The organism is Bradyrhizobium sp. HKCCYLS3013 (genome assembly GCF_051167615.1).
GTDB lineage: Bacteria > Pseudomonadota > Alphaproteobacteria > Rhizobiales > Xanthobacteraceae > Bradyrhizobium.
On record NZ_JBNPTK010000008.1, the window covers coordinates 160223 to 178507 of the forward strand.

Genomic DNA, 18285 nt, shown 5'->3' on the forward strand with positions numbered 1-18285 from the left:
TCCCCCAGCGCGCGATCAAATCATGTGCCTGGAGGATCGCGCCAATATCAAGGCGTTGCACCCAACACTTGCGTGATCGTCGCGCGCGGCGCGCTGCGCTCGCAGTTCCGACAAGACGAGGACAAGATGACGCAACAGATGCGTCAACATGGTTTTCTCAAGATGCCTTGCCGAAGGCGAGGACATGCAGCCCCAACCGCTGCTTGACGATCCGGAACAGCAGCACGGTCTCGAAGGCCAGCGACAGCGAGGTCGCCGCCGCGGCGCCGTGGCCGCCGAACTGCGGCACCAGCAGGATGCAGAGCACGAGGTTCATGACGAAGGCCGCCGCATAGGCCATGGCGCAGGCGCGCTGCTGGCCCAGCATGTTCAAGAGCCGCTCGACCGGCCCGATCGCGGCGCGCACGACGAGGCCGATCGCGGCGATGAACATGATGTCGTAGCCGGCGGTGAACTGCGCGCCGAACAGAAACAGCAGCGGCTTGCCGAGCGCGAGCAGCACCAGCGTCGCCGCGAGCGACGGCCAGAACGTCCACTTGATCGCATGCGCGACATAGGCCGACAACCGCGCCTTGTCGCCGAGCGCGTGATATTCGGCGAAGCGATGCGCCGTCGTCGCCGACATCGCGTAGTGGATGAACGATACCAGCGCGAGCGTCTTCACCACCGCGAAATAGATGCCGACCTCCTCGGAAGAGCGGAACTGCTGCAGCACCAGCACGTCGGTGTAGGACAGCAGCAGATAGAAGCTCTCGACCAGGAGGATCGGCAGCGAGATCGCGAGCCAGCCGCGCAGATCATATTGCTTCGGTCCCGGTTCGATGTGGAGGCGGAGCCTGTCGTTCAGCACCAGCATCTGACCGAGCATCGCGAGCCACACCGCGGCCGCGCTCGCGGCCATCGCCGCGGTGGCGCCGAGATCGAGACCGAGCACGACGGCGCCGGCGGTGAAGCCGATGATCAGCGTCTGGCGGATGATGAATTGCGGCATCAGCCCGAGCGTCATCCAGTCGTGCGAGCGGGCGATGCCGTCCTGGGTGTTGGCGACGACGAAGGCGGGCAGGGTGAGACAGCCGATATAGAGCGGCATGCGCTCGCCGGCGTCGATCCAGGGCGACAGCAGCGCGACCAGGCCGGCCAGCAGCAGCGCGGCAGCCGTGGAGGTCGCCAAGGTCAGCCAGCGTCCGCCGGAGAGGAAGCCGCGCAGCAGCGCCTGCTGGCCCGAGGTGCGGTAGTCCGGAATGATCTTCTGCGCCGAGGAGGCGATGCCGACATCGAGCATGCTGCCGAGCAGCAGCACCCAGGTCCAGACATAGACGTAGGTGCCGTAGTCCGAGCCGCCCATCCAGCGCGCGAGCAGGATCTGGCTGAGATAGGCCAGGCCGGCGCTGAGCACGCGGATCAGGAAGATGGTGCCGGCGAGGCGGCGCGTCAGCGAAGCCTCGCCGCTGCCGCCGAGCGCGGCCAAGCGCGCCTTCAGGCGGGCCGCGAGGCCGGTCGGTGCGGGGTCATTGCGGGCATCCATCACGGCCACGGCGGGGGTCCGGCTCCACGGCCGCGCGGATGGCGGCGATGGTCCTCCCTATCAACGCAACGTTAAGATTGAGTTGGACCGGCGCCGCGTCGGTCGCGCGGCGCACCAGCCGTCACGGCAGAGTGAAATTGAACTCGTAAGACTTGTCGGGGCCGACCAGCGTGAATTTCAGCGCCGCGCCGTCCGGCTTCACGCCCGGCGGAACGCCGTCGAGCTCGAAGGCGAAGCGCTTGATGCCCGGCATGCCGCTGTCGCGCACGGTCGGGATCGGCAGCGCCCAGTCGGGCGTCGGACCCTCGACATAGAGCTGGACGCTGCGCGGATCGGCGACGGCGACGTCGACGACGACGTCCTTCTGGCCGTCGCGCTTGACGTCGCGGATCGTCAAGGGATTGGCATCGCCGACAGTGGCCGGCTTCGGCACCGTGTCGAGGGCCGCCGAGAGCGTCGTATCTTCGGTGCTGGCGACGCTGGTGAAGGCGAGCTCGGCCTTTGCCTCGACGGGAATGCAGATCTTCTCGCAGACCGCGTAGCTGATGTCGGCGCGCAGGGTCATCGGCTTGTCGGGGTTCTTGGCGACGATGCGCAGTGGCAGCACGACCTGATCATGATAGCCGAGCGAGTGTCCACCGGCGCCGTCATCGAACTTTGTCGGCGCGGGCCACAGAACCGTCACCGCTTCGACGTTCTCCGACTTGGAAAAGTCGAACCGTGGCGGCACGCCGGAATCGCCGGGCGTCCGCCAATAGGTCTTCCATCCCGGCTGCAGCGCAAGGGCGATGCCGCCCAGCATGACCGGACCGCTGCGCGAGCCCGCGAGCAGGCGCACCGCGGAGTGGCTGTCGCGCTGCCAGGGCGAGGAATCCTGCGCCTGCGCGCCGAACGCAAGGCAGGATGATACGACGGTCGCGACCAGCAGTGTGGCAGAGTGGTGAGGAACCAAGGCGGACATGAGACGTCTTTAGAGTGCGGTTCGGGCGCAAACCATTGAAATGCTTGTGAGCAGATTTCCTCGCGAGGACCTGAACCTTGATTGACAGATGCGCATCCCAATATCAGGATATCGATGATCATGAGAGTCCTTGCGGATGAATCCTGAGGCAAAAAGGCTGGGCGACATTCGCCGCAAAGTGACGGGGATCGGGGATCACACCTCTCACGGTGGTTACCTCGACGGCCAGCTGCTGGTTGCAATGCCCGTGATGGGCGATTCCCGGTTCGAGCGCTCGGTGATCTATCTCTGCGCGCACTCGGCCGAGGGCGCCATGGGTATCATGGTGAACCGGCCGGCGGGCAGCATCGACTTCCCTCAGCTCCTGATGCAACTGAATATCATCGAGAAGAGCGATCAGATCAGCCTGCCCGACAGCGCCGAGACGATGAAGGTGCTGAGCGGCGGCCCTGTCGATACCGGCCGCGGCTTCGTGCTGCATTCGAGCGACTACTTCATCGCCAACGCGACCTTGAAGATCAACGACGGCGTCTGCCTGACGACGACCATCGACATCCTCAAGGCGATCGCCAAGGGCGACGGTCCAAAGCACGCGATCCTCGCGCTCGGCTATGCCGGCTGGCGCGCCGGCCAGTTGGAGGAAGAGATCCAGGACAATGGCTGGCTGCATTGCGATGCCGATCCGGAGCTGATCTTCGGCGACAATGTCGACGCCAAATACGATCTCGCGCTGCGCAAGATCGGCATCGATCCCGGCATGCTCTCCAACGCCGCGGGGCACGCGTAGAGGCGATCATCCTGCTGATGGTCCGGCGCGCGCCGGGATCGAAGAAGCGCGTTATCGAGGTATCGCCTGTTTCTCCAACCGTCATTGCGAGCGAAGCGAAGCAATCCAGAGTCCCGCCCGCGACTCTGGATTGCTTCGTCGCTTCGCTCCTCGCAATGACGGCATCTCTCACGACAGTGTGTGAAAGGGCGCTACTCCGCCGCCTGCTGCGCCACCGTCGGTTCGGTGCCGGCGACCGTGGCGCGGCGCATGTCGCGCGGCTGCGACTGGTCATAGCGGCGCACGCGGTGCATGGTCTGCCTGTTGTCCCACATGATCAGGTCGTGCAGCCGCCATTTGTGGACGTAGACGAACTCGGGCTGTGTCGCATGCTCGGTGAGGTCGCGCAGCAGCAGCCGGCCCTCCGGCATGCTCATGCCGATGATGGCGCCGGCATGCGATGACAGATAGAGCGACTTGCGGCCGTGCGCGGGATGCGTTCGCACCAGTCGCTGCCTGACCGGCTTGAACATCTCCTTCTCCTCGTCGGTGTAGTCGAGGAAGCCGAGCGCGCCGCGCGAATACATCAGCGAATGTTCGCAGACGAGATCCTCGATCTCGTCCCTGGTCTCCTGGTCGAGCGCGTCATAGGCGGCGCGCATGTCGGCGAATTCGGTGTTGCCGCCCTTCGGGTTCACGATGCGCGCGGAGAGAATCGAGTATTTCGCCGGGATCGGCCGGAACGAGCTGTCGGAGTGCCACAGGCAGTTGCCGAGATTGAACAGATGCGTGCGATGGTCCGGTGGCAGCGGCTTGCCATCCTTGCCGAGATTGGAGACGTCGTTGAGGCCAGTGGTTAGGCGGTAGTCTTCCTTCTTGGTGACGGTGCCGCCGCGCGCCTGCTCGCGCTCGCCGAAGCTGAGCGCAAAGCCGAGCTGCTGCGCGTCGGTGACGTCCTGATCGTGAAATACCAGAACGGCGTAGTGATCGATCGCGGCCTGCAGCTGCGCGACGTCGTCCCCGGCGAGAGGCTTGCGCAGATCGATACCGGACACTTCGCCGACGAAATGCGGGTGCAGCTGTCGGATGGCGATCGCCATGGTGTCCTCCTCGCGTCCTCATGAGGGCGGACTCCTGTCCGCTTCTTCTGATGGAGGCTACGCCGGCGATGTGCGAAGTCAACGCAAGGCGCGGAGCGCCGTGTGCACGGCTGTCATGCCGGGGCGGCAGACATCACGCATTGCGGGCCATCAGCCCGCCATCCACCGGGATCACCGCTCCGGTGAGGAACGAGGCGGCCGGCAGGCTCAGGCTCAAGGTCATGTGCGCCACTTCTTCGGGGTCACCATAGCGGCCAAGCGCGGTGCGGCGCCGCGCATAGACCGCCTTCTGCTCGTCCGGAATGCGCGCGGTCATGGCGGTCGTGATCGGTCCCGGACAGATGCAGTTGACGGTGATGCCATCGCGGCCGAGCTCGACCGCGAGCGAGCGCGTCAATCCGGTCACCCCGGCCTTCGCAGCCGAGTAGGCGCTGTGCAGCGCGGTTGCACCGAGCGCCTCGGTGGAGGCGATGTTGACGATGCGCGGGCTGCTCGAGCGGCGCAGATGCGGCAGCGCGGCACGGATGACGCGCTGCTGTGCCGTCAGCATGATCGCAAGCCCTCTTGTCCAGGCCTCGTCGTAGGCCGCGTCGTCGATCGCGACGCGCACCGAGATGCCGGCATTGTTGACGACGATGTCGAGCCCACCGAAATGCGCCGCGGCCTCGCCAACGACGGCGCTGATGGCGTCGCGGTCGGCGAGGTCGAGCCGCCAGGCACGTGATGTTCCGCCGCAGGCCAGGATATCCGCCGCCACCGCGCGGGCTCCGTCCTCATCGATATCGGTGACTGCGACCCTGGCGCCTTCATCTGCGAACACGTGCGCGGTCGCGCGCCCCATCCCCGACGCCGCGCCGGTGATCAGGACGGTCAATCCCTCGACCGAGCGGCTGAGTTGCCTGTGCTGGTGCATATTTGCGGCTCACGGAAAAATGCGCATCGCATGCTCGCCGTCGGGATTATCACTGATCGGACGCATTCGATAGGCACCGATCCAGCATGGCCGAATTCTCGTTGCTAGCGACGCGAAACAACAAACCGGAGTGATCATGGTGCTCTCCACGACCTTCATGCGCTTGGCATTGGTGATGGGACTCGTTGCGACCGCGGCTGCGCGAGCCGAGAGCATCAATGCGGGCGATCGCAAGGCAAGCGGGGCGCGGCCGTTCGAGGCGCGCGCCGTCGCCGAGTTCGATACGCCCTGGGCCATCGCCTTCCTGCCCGACGGGCGGATGCTGATCACGGAGAAGCCCGGCCGGATCTTTCTCGTCACGCAGGATGGGAAGAAGATCCAGATCGGCAACGTGCCTGCGGTCGCGGCGCGCGGACAGAACGGTCTCCTGGACATTGCGGTGTCGCCGAGCTTCGCGACGACGTCGCAGATCTATCTCACCTACACCGAGCCGAGCAGCGAGGGCAGCCGGCTCGTGCTGACCCGCGCCGTGCTGTCGCTCGCAAACGACAGCGCCGCGCTGACCGACCCCGTCGTCATCTGGCGCCAGACGCCGGCCGGCGGCGGCGGCCAGCCCGGCGGCATCATCGCGTTCGATCCGTCGGGAACGCATCTGTTCCTGACCGTCGGCGACCGTATGCAGCCGAACAGCGCCCAGGATCCACGGCAGGCCCGCGGCAAGGTGCTCAGGCTCAATCTCGACGGCGCGACTCCGTCGGACAATCCCAGGGCCGAGGACAAGGGCGTGCCGGCCCAGACGTGGACCAGCGGCCACCGCAATCCGTACGGGCTCGCCTTCGCATCAGATGGCAAGCTCTGGCTTCACGAGATGGGACCGCGCGGCGGCGACGAGCTGAACCTGATCGAGCCGGGCAAGAACTACGGCTGGCCGCTGGTGTCCAACGGCGACAACTACGACGGCACGCCGATCCCGCGGCATGCGACGCGGCCCGACCTCGCGCCGCCGGCGCTGTATTGGGATCCCGTGATCGCGCCGGCCGGCCTCGTCTTCTATGATGGTCCGATGTTTCCGCAATGGAAGGGATCGGCATTGATTGGAGGCTTGCGGGCGCAGGCGCTGGTCCGCGTTGCCTTCCGGCCCGATGGTCAGCCTGACGAGGCCGAGCGCTGGGACATGGGCGAGCGTATCCGAGATGTCGCCGTTGCGCCGGATGGCGCTGTCTGGGTGATCGAGGACGATTCGCCCGGCCGCCTGCTGCGGCTGACGCCGATGAATTAGCTGCGCAGCAGCATTGATGCGAAAGGTGCCGATGCCGGTATCGCCACAGCCGCGATGCCGTTGACAGGGCCTGCGCCGATCCCCACACCATCCGACAAACAACAATGGAAGGAGTGGGGAGATGAACGCACTCGATTTCACGGGACGTTCGGTGCTGGTGATCGGCGGATCGAGCGGCATCGGCAACGGCATCGCGCAGGCGTTTCGCGCGCAGGGCGCGCGCGTCGACATCAGCGGCACGCGGGCGAGCGCTGCCGATTATGCCGAAGGAGAGGGCTCCGATCTCGCAGGGGTGAACTACCATCAGCTCGATGTGAGCGATCCCGGCGCGATCGAAAGCTTCGCGCCGCGGCTCGATCGGCTCGATGTGCTGGTGCTGGCGCAGGGCGCGGTGTTGTACCGCCGCGGCGAATTCGCCATGGAGGGCTTCCGCAAAGTGGTCGAGGTCAACCTCATCAGCCTGATGGCCTGTGCGACGAAATTTCACGGCCTGCTGCGCGATGCCAGGGGCGCGCTCATCATCGTCTCGTCGACTGCGGCCTATCATTCGACCATGGGCAATCCGGCCTACAACGCCTCGAAGACCGGCGCGATGGGATTGACGCGAACCCTGGCTGAGGCGTGGGCGGAAGACGGCATCCGCGTCAACGGGATCGCGCCCGGGCTCGTCGACACCAAGATGACCAAAGTGACGACCGCCAATCCGAAGCGCCTCGAGGGCGCGCTGCAGCGCATCCCGCTGCGGCGGCTGGGGACGCCGCAGGACATGGCCGGTGCGGCGCTGTTCCTGGCCTCGCCACTGTCGTCCTACATCATCGGCCAGACCCTCGTCGTCGACGGCGGCCTGATTTTGTAGTCGTTCGGAACCTGCGCCGCGCTGGCCGGTTAGCAGGCCAGCAATCCCGCACAGTGCAGAGAAGGAGAGCGGCAATGGATCAGGATCGGCTGACCGGTACGGCCAAGGATGTCGCAGGCAAGATCGAGGGCGGCGTCGGCGAGATGTTGGGCGACAAGAGCACGCAGGCCTCGGGCCGTGCACGCGAGGCCGCGGGCGTCGTGCAGAACATGTATGGCCAAGCCAAGGACGCGGCGCGCGAGGCCGGCGATGCGGCGATGGATTTCGCCAAGGATAAATTCGGTAACGGCTCCGAGACGCTGCGTGACGGCACGCAGGCCCTGACCAAGCGGGTTCAGGACAATCCGATGGGCGCGCTCCTGGTCGCCGGCGGCATCGGCTTCCTGCTGGCGATGCTGATGCGCTCGCCGAGTCGGCCGCAGCCGCCGCAGCGCTGGCGCTACTGAATCCGTAAGTCCCCCTGACGATCAGATGACAATCGGCCCGCATTCGCCGCGAATGCGGGCCGATCTTGTTGTGGGCATTTCGTTTCGGACGATCGCGTCGATCACCCCTGGCGCTCAGGCGCGGCCACGATCAGCGTCCCTGGGACTCCAGCGCTGCCGCCGAGCGGCCGACCGATGCTGGCGGCCGCGGCGGCACGTTCGGATTGCGCGCGGCAGGGGGCCGTGCCGGCTGCTGAGGCGCGCCGAAGCCGAAGAATTCACGGACGCCCTGACCTGGCTGATTCGGCTGCTGTGCCTGGGCTGGCGGCTGCTGGCCGGGGGCCGTCGGCGCGGTCAGCCGCTTCTGTCTCGGTGGCGCCGGTGTCGGCGCGGCCGGCGTTGCTTCCGCCGGCGTGGTCGCTGCCATCGGCGCTTCGGGCCGGGTCAGCTCCTTCGGCGGCTCCTTGGCCTGTTCGCGGCCGACCTCGCGGCGGGGCCAGACGAAATCGTCGGCGCGGCCGGCCGGCGGGCTCAGGGCCTCGCCCTTGACCAGGGTTCGGGCCGCCAGCGCGTCGACCGCCGCAGGTCGGGAGCCGGGGCCGCCCAGCAACTGGTCGGTGCCGACGGATGACGCCACCAGCGGCAGGATCGGGCCGGCGACCGGCCGCGGCGCCGGCTGGCCGGGCACGGCATTGGCGTCCGGCGTCGCCGGCTCGTTTGGCAGCTCGAGCGGCGCAGAACGGGCCGCGAGCAGCCGGTTGATCTCTCGCTCGGCATAGTGGGCGAGCTTGCGCGCGCCCGGCTTGGTGAAATAGACGCCGTCATAGGAGCGCAACTGGCGGATCTGGCCCTCGAAGTCCGGGCCCTTCTGCAGGAAGCGGCCGGACTCGTCGACGAAGCCGTCCCAGACATCGACATAGGTGATGCCGGCCTTGCCGGCGGCATCGCGATACAGCGAGTCGAGGAACAGCGTGTCCGCCGTGCCCTTGGGACCGCGAACCGCGGGCAGGCCGACCCAGAGCACGGGCACGCCCTTGCTCTTGGCGATCGCGATCATCTCCTCGATCTTCTTCGCATACAGCTCGACCCAGCGCTCGTCCCGGAACTCATAGAGGCCGCCCGGCGAGCGGGCGGCCTTCTCCGGTGCCGCGACCGCGGGCGTGTCGTTGTCGACCTCGTCCTGCGGCAGATCGGTATCGGCAGCCTTGTCGTCGGGCTTGGCCGCCGTGTCGGCCTTGCCGTCCGGCTTGGCTTCGCCCGGCTTGGCCTCACCGGGCTTGGCCTTGGCATCCTTTTTGGCCTTGTCGCCCTTCTTGTCGTCCGGCTTCTCGGTCTTCTCCACCGCAGGCTCGCGCAGCGAGATGCGGTCGTTGAGGCCGAGCATGATGACGATGGCGTCGGCGCGCTCGGTCGCCAGGATGCCCTTGGCGGCGGCGGCCCAGTCGGCCGGCTCGCCCCTGGGCTGGTACTTGATGAGGCCCGACGTGGTCCTGATCCTGCGGGTCACGCCCATGTCGGGCTGCTCGGCATAGGCCTCTTCCAGGCCATAGGCGAGCCAGTCGGCCATGGCGTCGCCCAGCACCAGCACGTAGCGGTCCGGCGCGCCGTCACGTTTCTCCGGCGGCGGCGCCTTGGAATAGTCCTGGATCACCCGCTTGGGCTGTTGCTGCGGGAACGGAGCGAAGAAGTCGCCGCCGAACCAGCCTCCGCCACCTCCACCGCCGCGCGGGGTCGGGCGGGGCGAAGCGAACGGGTTGAAGTTGAAGAACTGGGCCGAGGCGGGGCCGGCGATGCCGACGAGCATGGCGATGACGACCGCCAGCACGACCAGCGGGCCGGGCTCGTTCAACAGCTTGAGGATGGACTTCAGCTTTGACATGCGCACTCGTCGCGCGGCGTGATCGTGACGATCCATATAATAGGACGCGAATCAGGCCGCAAACGGGCATTCACCGGATGGTGTTGACGGCGCCGGTAATCACCCCAGAAGGTTACCGGCAGGGCAGGTTGGGCTGCGATCAGCGCGCCCGCAGCCGTTCGAGCACGTCCGAGGTGGCAAATCCGTCCGCCGGCGCCCCGATCGAGGCCTGGAAGTTCCGCAGCGCCTCGCGCGTCTGGCCACCGAACTGGCCGTCCGGCGTTCCGCGGTAAAATCCGCGCTCGGCGAGCAATTGCTGCAGCTCGAGCCGCTCGCCGCGCGACAGCGTTCGCTCCTCGCGCGGCCAGGCCTGAACGAACGGCGGCGCGCCGCGCAGGCGGTCGGCGAAGTGTCCGATCGCCAGCGCATAGGCTTCCGCAGGGTTGTATTTCATGATGACGCGGAAGTTCTGCAGCATCAGGAAGCCGGGGCCCTGGGCGCCGGCCGGCGCCAGCAGATAGGCCTTTTCGGCGCTAGTCGGGAACGGCTGACCATTGGCCCGTCGCAGGCCGAGCTGTTCCCACTGGCGGAAGCTCATGCTCTTGGCGCGGTCGGCGAGCATGTAGTTGAAGCCCTGGGGCACCACGACCTCGTAGCCCCAGCTCTGGCCGCTCTGCCAGCCGTCCTTCTTCAGATTGTTGGCGGTCGAGGCGATCAGGTCGGCCGGATTGTCGACGACGTCGCGGCGGCCGTCACCATCGGCATCGACGGCGAAGCGCTTGAACGCGGTCGGCATGAACTGGGTCGGGCCGAAGGCGCCTGCCCAGGAGCCGCGCAGCTGCTCGGGGCGCAGATCGCCGCGATTGAGGATTTCCAGGGCGGAGAGGAACTCATCCTTGAAATAGGCCTGGCGGCGGCCGATGCAGGCGAGCGTCGCGGTCGACTGCAGCACGCTGCGGTCACCGATCTGGGTCGAGTAGTTGGACTCGATGCCCCAGATCGAAGCGACGATGTAACGGTCGACGCCGTAGGCGCGCTCGGCCGCATCGAACTGCGGCTTGTACTTCGCCAGCACCTCGCGGCCCTTCGCCAGCCGGTTGTCGTTCACCAGGATGTCGAGATAGTCCCAGATCGATTTGGTGAATTCGGGCTGCGCGTCGAGCAGGTCCATGATGCGCAGGTCCGGCGACAGGCCGGCGGTAAAGCGCTGGAAATTGTCCTGCGTGATGTTGCGCCTTGCGGCATCTGGCCACATGCCGGCGACGCAATTGTCGAAATTGCCGGCGGCCTCGCGGATCGCCGCCGCCGTCATCAGCGGATGGCCGGAGGCGCCGTCCTCGCCGCTCCACGGCTGCGGCCCGCCGGCGGCAGGGGGCTGGTTGGGGGCGGGGTTGCCCTTGGTCAAGGTGCCCGTGAACAGGCCGTCGAGAAAGTTCAGCGGCCCGCCGCCGGATTGCGCGACAGCGGAACCGGACACCACCGTCAACGCCGTGACCAGAACCGCCGCGCCGGCACCCGCCTTCAGAGCTGTCAGCATCACGTTCCGTCGCATCATGTCTCGATCCAGATCGCATGGAAGATCGGCCTCCACGAGGCCCGGTCCTGCTTAACGGGAGATTAACAAGGTTAACGATTTCCGCAGCGAAATTTAGCCGTTCGGTCCATGTCGAGCGGAACACCGGACCAACATCCGCCTTTGTTCTCGGCTGCAAACGAGCTACCTAAAATGCGATCGATTTCGCATTCATATCGCCACAAGGTCTAGTCATCCCCATGAAGATCCGCAAAGCCGTTTTTCCGGTCGCCGGTCTCGGCACCCGCGTCCTTCCCGCCACCAAGGCGATGCCGAAGGAAATGCTGACGATCGTCGACAAGCCGCTCATCCAATACGTCTTCGATGAAGCCAAGGAGGCGGGCATCGAGCATTTCGTGTTCGTGACCGGGCGAAACAAGACCGCGATCGAGGATCATTTCGACCGCATGTACGAGCTCGACGCGACGCTCGCGGCGCGCGGCAAGAAGACCGAGATGGAAATCCTGGCGCGCGACCAGCCGGAGGCTGGCGCCGTCAGCTTCACCCGCCAGCAGGCCCCGCTCGGGCTCGGCCATGCCGTGTGGTGCGCGCGCGACATCGTCGGCGACGAACCGTTCGCGGTGGTGCTGCCGGACGAACTGGTGCTGAACGCGCCGGGGTGCCTGGCGCAGATGATCGCCGCCGCGAACAAGCTGCCCGAGAAGAGCAATTTGCTCGCGGTGCAGGAGGTGCCGGCCGACCAGACCCATCAATACGGCATCTGCGGCGTCGGCAAGCGTGACGGCAAGATCTTCGAGGTCGACGGCATGGTCGAGAAGCCGGCCAAGGGCACCGCGCCGTCGAACTTCTCGATCACCGGCCGCTACATCCTGCAGCCGGAGATCTTCAAGATCCTGGCGACGCAGGAGCGCGGCGCCGGCGGCGAGATCCAGCTCACCGACGCGATGATCGGGTTGTCCAAGACGCAGAAATTCTACGGCGTGGATTTCGACGGCGAGCGGCACGATTGCGGCTCGAAGTCCGGCTTCCTGAAGGCCAACATCGCCTTCGCCATGGCGCGACCCGACCTGCGCGATGGCCTGCGCGAGGACATGAAGCGCTATCTCGACGGCAAGGGCTGAGGCCCAGCCGACGAGAAATGCCGCGCCTTCGAGACAGTTGGTGGCATCACGCCGCCAGCGAGGCCGCGGGTGACGGGTTATGCACCGCTGCGCTGGCGCAGCGGTTGCGGCCTGCGGCCTTGGCCATGTAGAGGGCGCGGTCGGCGGCATTGAGCAGGCCGGTCCAATCCGTGTCGCGCGACGGCGTGACACTGGCGGCACCGATGCTGATCGAGGTGGTGCACGCCTCTCCCGCCCACAGCTTGACCTTGCTGCGGATCGTCTCCGCGACGCGCAGCGCATCCGCTTCCGAGGTCCCCGGCAGCAGCACCGCGAACTCCTCGCCGCCATAGCGCGCGGCGCAATCGCCGGCGCGCCGCACCGAATCGGAAATGCACACGGCAATGCCGACCAGCACCTGGTCGCCGGCCTGGTGCCCGTGGGTGTCGTTGTAGCTCTTGAAGTGATCGGCATCGATCATCAAGAGCCCCAGCGGCGCGCCGGCGCGCTGCGCCCGCCGCCATTCGAGCTCGATGGTCTCGTCGAACTTGCGCCGATTCTTCAGACCCGTCAGCGGATCGGTGGTGGCGAGCTGCTCCAGTCTGGATTCGACCTTCGCCCGGAGCTGGATCTCGCGCGCGGCGACCTGCGTCGCGGCCAGGACGAACACGATCAGCGCCAGCATCATCGCGCCGATCTGCGCAGCTTCGTTGCGCCAATAGGCGAAGACGCTGTCCCACGACTTGCTGGCGATCACGACCAGCGGCTCGGTGCCGTTGCGCCAGACCAGGAGCCGCGGCAGATCGTCCAGCGCGCCATGGCTGCTCGACCAGCCGGCCGGCTCGGTGAGCGCGCGGGTCACGGCCGGCGCCCGCGCCAGGTTGCGTCCGATCGCGGCAGGATCGAATGGCGCGCCGACGATGACGGTGCCGTCGCGCCGGAGCACGGTGATGTTGTCGCCCGTTCCGAGCGTGAGCCGCGCGAACAGGTCGCGGAAATAGCCGAGGCGGATCGAGCCGGCGACGACGCCGGCGAAGCGTCCGTCCGGCGTCGAGATGCGGCGACTGAGAACGATGGAATATTGGCCATGATGCTGGGCGGGCCGCCCGACATAGAGCCCGGTGTCGGGCCCGTCGCGATGCACCTGGAAGAAATCGGCGTCGCTGCGGTCCTCCGGCAGCGGGTCGAGCGTCGACGATTCGAGCGACAGCCGTCCGCGGGCATCGAACACCTGGATGGTGCCGAAATTCTTCGCGGTGGACGAACGGTCGAACAGGATCAATTGGCGGACCGGCTTGCTGACCTCGTTGATTTCGGGCAGCAACATGTTGCTGGCCACGGCCCGCAGCGAGAGATCGTAGAGCTCGACGTTGCGGCTGATGTCGGCGCCGATGCTGGCGGCCATGTTCTCCAGCGCCTGCCGGGCGCGGACCTCCTCGCTCCGGCGCAGGTCGATCATGACGCTGGCGCAGATGGCGGAGAAACCGATGATGGTCGAGATGGAGCTGGTGATCAGCGTGCGCGCCGAGAGCCGCCAAGGCTGCGTCGCCCGGCCCGTTCGGCGTGTCCAGCGCATCGGCTCGTCCCGTCCCCGTGAAACCCCGTCCGTAGACTGACGGATCAGGCCGAAGTAACGCATGTTAGGTTAACGAGCGGTTGCGTTCGCTGCGCCTGTCGTCAAGGCGGCCGCACACGCGCTGGTATGAGGGAGTCGAGACTTGCCGGACTATGATGCGCTTCGAGACTATCTCAAGCGGCAGACCCGCCCCGAACTGGTGCTCAGCCTCGAGGAGATCGAGGAGCTGATCGGCGACGGCCTGCCGCGCGCCGCGCAGCGCGCCTCGTGGTGGGACAGCCTGCGGAGTCCGCAGGAGAAGATGCCGCAGCGCGAGGCCTGCCTGGCGGCAGGCTATGTCGCGACCCGGCTGCCCGATGGCAAGGGCGTCCGCTTCCGCAAGCTGAAGCCGGAGCGCTGAGCTGCATCAGTGTCCGCGCAATTGGCCTACATCCTGCTTTCCGGGCGGTGCTGCAGTGTGGTTGAGCTTTCAGAGCGCGATCGAGCCCGCATTGTGACCGAGGATCTGGAGAGACGTACATGAACGAGCAGGACCTGCGCCACGAGATCGCCGCGGTCAAGGACGGGCGGCTATCGCGCCGTGACTTCGTGCAGCGGATGCTGGCGGCCGGACTGACGGCGCCGCTGGCCGGCATGATGCTGGCGCATTCGGGAGTGGCAATGGCGGCGCAGGAATTCCCCTACAAGCCGACCAAGGCGGGTGGCGGCGGCGCGCTGAAGCTCCTGTTCTGGCAGGCGCCAACCCTGCTCAATCCGCATTTTGCCATCGGCTCCAAGGACCAGGAATCCGCGCGCGCCTTCTACGAGCCGCTGGCCGGCTGGGACGCCGACGGCAATCTCGTCCCGGTGCTGGCGAGCGAGATTCCCAGCGTGGCCAACGGCACCGTCGCGGCCGACGGCACCTGGGTCATCTGGAAGCTCAAGCAGGGCGTGAAGTGGCACGACGGCCAGCCGTTCACCGCCGACGATGTGATCTTCAACTGGCAATATGCCATCAACACAGAGACGTCCGCGGTCACCATCGGCGACTACAAGGACATCAAGACGATCGAGAAGATCGACGACCACACCGTTCGCCTCGTGTTCAGCCAGCCGACGCCGCAATGGTTCACGCCGTTCGTCGGCGGCCGCGGCGCCATCATTCCGAAGCATCTGTTCGGCGACTACATCGGCGCCAAGTCGCGCGAGGCGCCGAACAATCTCAAGCCGGTCGGAACCGGCGCCTATCTGTTCGTCGACTTCAAGCCGGGCGACATCCTGACCGGCAGGCTCAATCCCGACTACCACGTTCCGAACCGGCCGCATTTCGACACGCTCGAGATCAAGGGCGGCGGCGACGCGGTATCGGCGGCACGCGCGGTGCTGCAGACCGGCGAATATGACTACGCCTGGAATCTGCAGGTCGAGGACGAGATCCTCGCCAAGCTGGAGACCGGCGGCACCGGCGTCGCCGAGATCGTGCCGACCGGCAATCTCGAATTCATCCTGCTCAACGCCACCGATCCCAATGTCGAGGTCGACGGCGAGCGCTCGAGCCTCAAGACCAAGCACCCGCTGTTCTCGGACCCGGCGGTGCGCGAGGCCATCAACCTCCTGATCGATCGCGCATCGATCCAGAAATTCGTCTATGGCCGCGGCGGCATCGCCACGGCGAACTGCGTCAACAATCCCGCGCGCTATCGCTCGCCCAACACGCGCTTCGAGTTCAACATCGACAAGGCGAACGAGATCCTGGAGAACGCCGGCTGGAAGAAGGGGACGAGCGGGATTCGGGAGAAGGACGGCAAGCCGCTGAAGCTCGTCTTCCAGACCTCCACCAACGGGCCGCGGCAAAAGAACCAGGCGATCGTCAAACAGGCCTGCCAGAAGGCCGGCATCGAGCTCGAGCTGAAGTCGGTGGTGGGTTCGGTGTTCTTCTCCAGCGACGTCGCCAATCCCGACACCTACACGCACTTCTATTGCGACATGGAAATGCTGATGATCACGATGTCGTCGCCCGAGCCGCAGGCCTTCATGACTCAGTACGTGTCGTGGGAAGTGGCGAGCAAGGCCAACAAATGGCAGGGTCGCAACATCTCGCGCTGGCAGAGCAAGGAGTATGACGATCTCTACAACGAGCTCACGCGCGAGCTCGATCCGGTGAAGCGTGCGGCGCTCTACATCAAGCTCAACGACACGGTCTGCGCCGGTCGTCACGTGCTGCCGGAGCTCAATCGTCCGCGCGTCAGCGGCATCCGCAAGGGTCTGCAAACCCATTCCTCGGGGTGGGACAACGACCTCTGGCAGCTGCCCAACTGGTATCGCGAGAGCTGAGCACTCCTTACGGCGTCCCGGTGCGGGGCGACCGTCGTTGACGACATAGTTCCATTTTCCGGGATGCTCTGGCAGTCATTCTTCCCGCATCTGCGAAGTGCGACAATCGATCCATTCTTTATTGCGGAATTGGCCCGGATTCTGCTTTGACAGTCGCTTCGAAGGCTGATCCAATTTTGTGCAGTTCCCGATCGATGCATGACGGGGACGCGTTTTTGGCATTCAGCACCACCTTGGAGTCGATGAATGAACGAGCGTGACCTCCGTAGCCAGATCGCTGATGTCAAAGCAGGACGCCTGTCACGGCGCGAATTTGTGCAGCGGATGATTGCCGTGGGGCTGACCGCGCCGATGGCCGGCGCGATGCTCGCCCATTCCGGCGTTGCGATGGCCGCCGAGCCGATCGGATACAAGCCGACCAAGGCCGGCGGCGGCGGCCCGCTCAAGCTGCTGTTCTGGCAGGCGCCGACTTTGCTCAACCCGCACTTCGCCAACGGCACCAAGGATCAGGAGGCCTGCCGGCTGTTCTACGAGCCGCTCGCCGGCTGGGACGCCGACGGCAATCTCGTGCCGATTCTCGCGGCCGAGATTCCGAGCAAGGAGAACGGCCTGCTCGGCGCCGACGGCCTGTCGGTCACCTGGAAGCTGAAGCAGGGCGTGAAATGGCACGACGGCAAGCCGTTCACCGCAGACGACGTGATCTTCAACTGGGAATATTCCGTCAATCCCGACACCGCTGCGGTTTCGATCGGCAGCTACCGGGGTATCAAATCGGCAGAGAAGATCGACGACCATACTGTCAAGCTGACGTTCAAGCAGCCGACGCCGTTCTGGGCGGATGCCTTCGTCGCAGCCTACGGTCCGGTGATTCCGAAGCATCTGTTCGCCGACTATATCGGCGGCAAGTCGCGTGAGGCGCCGGCAAATCTGAAGCCGGTGGGCACCGGCCCGTACGTCTACGTCGATTTCAAGCCCGGCGATTCCATCTCCGCCAAGCGCAACCCCGATTATCATCAGGAAAACCGGCCCTATTTCGACACGGTCGAGGTCAAGGGCGGCGGCGACGCGGTGTCGGCGGCACGCGCGGTGTTGCAGACCGGTGAATACGACTACGCCTACAATCTCCAGGTCGAGGACGAGATCCTGACCAAGCTGGAGGCCGGCGGCCAGGGCAAGGCGCAGCTTACGGTGACCGGTCACATTGAATATATCGCGCTCAACGTCACCGATCCCTGGACCGAGGTCGACGGCGAGCGCGCGAGCATCAAGACCAAGCATCCGGTGTTCTCCGATCCGGCCGTCCGTAAGGCGATCAACCTGTTGATCGATCGCGCCTCGGTGCAGAAGTTCATCTACGGGCGCGCTGGCGTCGCGACGCCCAACTTCCTCAACAATCCCGAGCGCTTCCGCTCGCCGAACAACAAGTTCGAGTTCAACATCGACAAGGCCAATCAGATCCTGGAGGAGGCGGGCTGGAAGAAGAACTCGTCCGGCATTCGCGAGAAGGACGGCAAGCCGATCAAGCTGGTATTCCAGACGTCGATCAACGCGCCGCGCCAGAAGAACCAGGCGATCATCAAGCAGGCTTTTCAGAAGGCGGGCATCGAGGTCGAGCTGAAATCGGTCGTCGCGTCGGTGTTCTTCTCCTCCGACGCGGCCAACCCCGACACCTACACCCATTTCTACTGCGACATGGAGATGTACCAGACCACCATGCCGCAGGCGGATCCGCAGTTCTTCATGAACCAGTTCACCTCATGGGAGGTCTCGAACAAGGAGAACAAGTGGCAAGGCCGCAATGTCTCGCGCTGGCAGAACAAGGAATATGACGAGACCTACAAGCAGGCCTCGAGCGAGCTCGACCCGGTCAAGCGCGCGGCGCTGTTCATTAAGCTCAACGATCTCGTCGTTCAGGACAATTACATCCTGCCCGAGATCAATCGCCGCAACTGCATCGGGTTGAAGAACGGGATGGTCGCTAACAAGAGCGGTTGGGACAACGATCTCTGGCAGATCGCCAACTGGTATCGCGAGACCTGATTGCGCCACCAGCATGATTAGACATCCTAGAGGCTGAGC

The 18285-nt window shown here is 65.7% G+C and carries 15 protein-coding genes; 8 read left to right on the forward strand and 7 right to left on the reverse strand.

The window, feature by feature from the left end; all coding sequences use genetic code 11:
• Positions 1–157: 157 nt before the first annotated feature.
• Together ACQR1F_RS16895 and ACQR1F_RS16900 are read right to left on the reverse strand one after the other, a co-directional pair.
• Complete coding sequence (locus tag ACQR1F_RS16895; protein WP_434873360.1) at positions 158–1534, reverse strand: lipopolysaccharide biosynthesis protein; 1377 nt, start codon at positions 1532–1534, stop codon at positions 158–160.
• A gap of 112 nt (positions 1535–1646) precedes the next feature.
• On the reverse strand, positions 1647–2486 hold the full coding sequence (locus ACQR1F_RS16900; RefSeq protein ID WP_434838588.1) for a protein-disulfide reductase DsbD domain-containing protein: 840 nt from the start codon (positions 2484–2486) through the stop codon (positions 1647–1649).
• Positions 2487–2622: 136 nt separating this feature from the next.
• Here ACQR1F_RS16900 and ACQR1F_RS16905 point away from each other — a divergent pair, with 136 nt between their 5' ends.
• Complete coding sequence (locus ACQR1F_RS16905) at positions 2623–3273, forward strand: YqgE/AlgH family protein (RefSeq protein ID WP_315713870.1); 651 nt, start codon at positions 2623–2625, stop codon at positions 3271–3273.
• Between the two features lie 191 nt (positions 3274–3464).
• Here ACQR1F_RS16905 and ACQR1F_RS16910 read toward each other — a convergent pair whose 3' ends face one another.
• Together ACQR1F_RS16910 and ACQR1F_RS16915 are read right to left on the reverse strand one after the other, a co-directional pair.
• Positions 3465–4352 carry a TauD/TfdA dioxygenase family protein gene (locus ACQR1F_RS16910; RefSeq protein ID WP_316177294.1) on the reverse strand — a complete coding sequence of 296 codons (888 nt, stop codon included), beginning with the start codon at positions 4350–4352 and terminating at the stop codon, positions 3465–3467.
• Positions 4353–4485: 133 nt separating this feature from the next.
• Complete coding sequence (locus ACQR1F_RS16915) at positions 4486–5265, reverse strand: SDR family NAD(P)-dependent oxidoreductase (RefSeq protein WP_434913487.1); 780 nt, start codon at positions 5263–5265, stop codon at positions 4486–4488.
• Between the two features lie 136 nt (positions 5266–5401).
• Between ACQR1F_RS16915 and ACQR1F_RS16920 the strand changes: the two genes are divergently transcribed.
• The 3 genes from ACQR1F_RS16920 (at position 5402) to ACQR1F_RS16930 (ending at position 7846) form a co-directional block, all read left to right on the forward strand.
• A complete protein-coding gene (locus ACQR1F_RS16920; protein ID WP_434913488.1) occupies positions 5402–6544 on the forward strand; it encodes a PQQ-dependent sugar dehydrogenase in 1143 nt (380 codons plus the stop codon).
• A gap of 121 nt (positions 6545–6665) precedes the next feature.
• Positions 6666–7400, forward strand: a complete 735-nt coding sequence (locus ACQR1F_RS16925; RefSeq protein WP_315804749.1) for an SDR family NAD(P)-dependent oxidoreductase — start codon at positions 6666–6668, stop codon at positions 7398–7400.
• 74 nt (positions 7401–7474) lie between these two features.
• The gene (locus ACQR1F_RS16930; protein ID WP_315804750.1) at positions 7475–7846 is read left to right on the forward strand and encodes a CsbD family protein; all 372 of its coding nucleotides are present in this window, start codon (positions 7475–7477) and stop codon (positions 7844–7846) included.
• A 130-nt stretch (positions 7847–7976) separates the two neighbouring features.
• On the opposite strand, the gene ACQR1F_RS16935 is transcribed toward ACQR1F_RS16930, so the two are convergent.
• A complete protein-coding gene (locus ACQR1F_RS16935; RefSeq protein ID WP_434913489.1) occupies positions 7977–9704 on the reverse strand; it encodes a DUF459 domain-containing protein in 1728 nt (575 codons plus the stop codon).
• 139 nt (positions 9705–9843) lie between these two features.
• Positions 9844–11238, reverse strand: coding sequence for a lytic murein transglycosylase (locus ACQR1F_RS16940; RefSeq protein ID WP_315804752.1), 1395 nt, complete (start codon positions 11236–11238; stop codon positions 9844–9846).
• Between the two features lie 218 nt (positions 11239–11456).
• On the opposite strand from ACQR1F_RS16940, the gene galU reads away from it, so the two are divergent.
• Entirely contained in the window at positions 11457–12338 is an 882-nt protein-coding gene (galU, locus tag ACQR1F_RS16945) for a UTP--glucose-1-phosphate uridylyltransferase GalU (protein ID WP_434913490.1), read from the forward strand.
• A gap of 46 nt (positions 12339–12384) precedes the next feature.
• On the opposite strand, the gene ACQR1F_RS16950 is transcribed toward galU, so the two are convergent.
• Positions 12385–13893: a sensor domain-containing diguanylate cyclase gene (locus ACQR1F_RS16950; protein WP_434913491.1), complete on the reverse strand. Its 1509-nt coding sequence runs from the start codon at positions 13891–13893 to the stop codon at positions 12385–12387.
• 142 nt (positions 13894–14035) lie between these two features.
• Between ACQR1F_RS16950 and ACQR1F_RS16955 the strand changes: the two genes are divergently transcribed.
• The 3 genes from ACQR1F_RS16955 to ACQR1F_RS16965 all read left to right on the forward strand — a co-directional run bounded on the left by ACQR1F_RS16955 (position 14036) and on the right by ACQR1F_RS16965 (position 18246).
• Positions 14036–14293: a DUF7662 domain-containing protein gene (locus ACQR1F_RS16955; RefSeq protein WP_316177305.1), complete on the forward strand. Its 258-nt coding sequence runs from the start codon at positions 14036–14038 to the stop codon at positions 14291–14293.
• A gap of 119 nt (positions 14294–14412) precedes the next feature.
• Entirely contained in the window at positions 14413–16206 is a 1794-nt protein-coding gene (locus ACQR1F_RS16960) for a peptide ABC transporter substrate-binding protein (RefSeq protein ID WP_434913492.1), read from the forward strand.
• Between the two features lie 246 nt (positions 16207–16452).
• Positions 16453–18246 carry a peptide ABC transporter substrate-binding protein gene (locus tag ACQR1F_RS16965; RefSeq protein WP_434913493.1) on the forward strand — a complete coding sequence of 598 codons (1794 nt, stop codon included), beginning with the start codon at positions 16453–16455 and terminating at the stop codon, positions 18244–18246.
• Positions 18247–18285 lie beyond the last annotated feature (39 nt).

Bases quoted from the DNA above. Each gene is read 5' to 3' on its own strand.
- ACQR1F_RS16935 (WP_434913489.1), bottom strand. From the start codon at position 9,704: ATGTCAAAGCTGAAGTCCATCCTCAAGCTGTTGAACGAGCCCGGCCCG.
- ACQR1F_RS16910 (WP_316177294.1), bottom strand. From the start codon at position 4,352: ATGGCGATCGCCATCCGACAGCTGCACCCGCATTTCGTCGGCGAAGTG.
- ACQR1F_RS16960 (WP_434913492.1), top strand. From the start codon at position 14,413: ATGAACGAGCAGGACCTGCGCCACGAGATCGCCGCGGTCAAGGACGGG.
- ACQR1F_RS16940 (WP_315804752.1), bottom strand. From the start codon at position 11,238: ATGATGCGACGGAACGTGATGCTGACAGCTCTGAAGGCGGGTGCCGGC.
- galU (WP_434913490.1), top strand. From the start codon at position 11,457: ATGAAGATCCGCAAAGCCGTTTTTCCGGTCGCCGGTCTCGGCACCCGC.
- ACQR1F_RS16925 (WP_315804749.1), top strand. From the start codon at position 6,666: ATGAACGCACTCGATTTCACGGGACGTTCGGTGCTGGTGATCGGCGGA.
- ACQR1F_RS16900 (WP_434838588.1), bottom strand. From the start codon at position 2,486: ATGTCCGCCTTGGTTCCTCACCACTCTGCCACACTGCTGGTCGCGACC.
- ACQR1F_RS16965 (WP_434913493.1), top strand. From the start codon at position 16,453: ATGAACGAGCGTGACCTCCGTAGCCAGATCGCTGATGTCAAAGCAGGA.
- ACQR1F_RS16905 (WP_315713870.1), top strand. From the start codon at position 2,623: ATGAATCCTGAGGCAAAAAGGCTGGGCGACATTCGCCGCAAAGTGACG.
- ACQR1F_RS16915 (WP_434913487.1), bottom strand. From the start codon at position 5,265: ATGCACCAGCACAGGCAACTCAGCCGCTCGGTCGAGGGATTGACCGTC.
- ACQR1F_RS16920 (WP_434913488.1), top strand. From the start codon at position 5,402: ATGGTGCTCTCCACGACCTTCATGCGCTTGGCATTGGTGATGGGACTC.
- ACQR1F_RS16930 (WP_315804750.1), top strand. From the start codon at position 7,475: ATGGATCAGGATCGGCTGACCGGTACGGCCAAGGATGTCGCAGGCAAG.
- ACQR1F_RS16950 (WP_434913491.1), bottom strand. From the start codon at position 13,893: ATGCGCTGGACACGCCGAACGGGCCGGGCGACGCAGCCTTGGCGGCTC.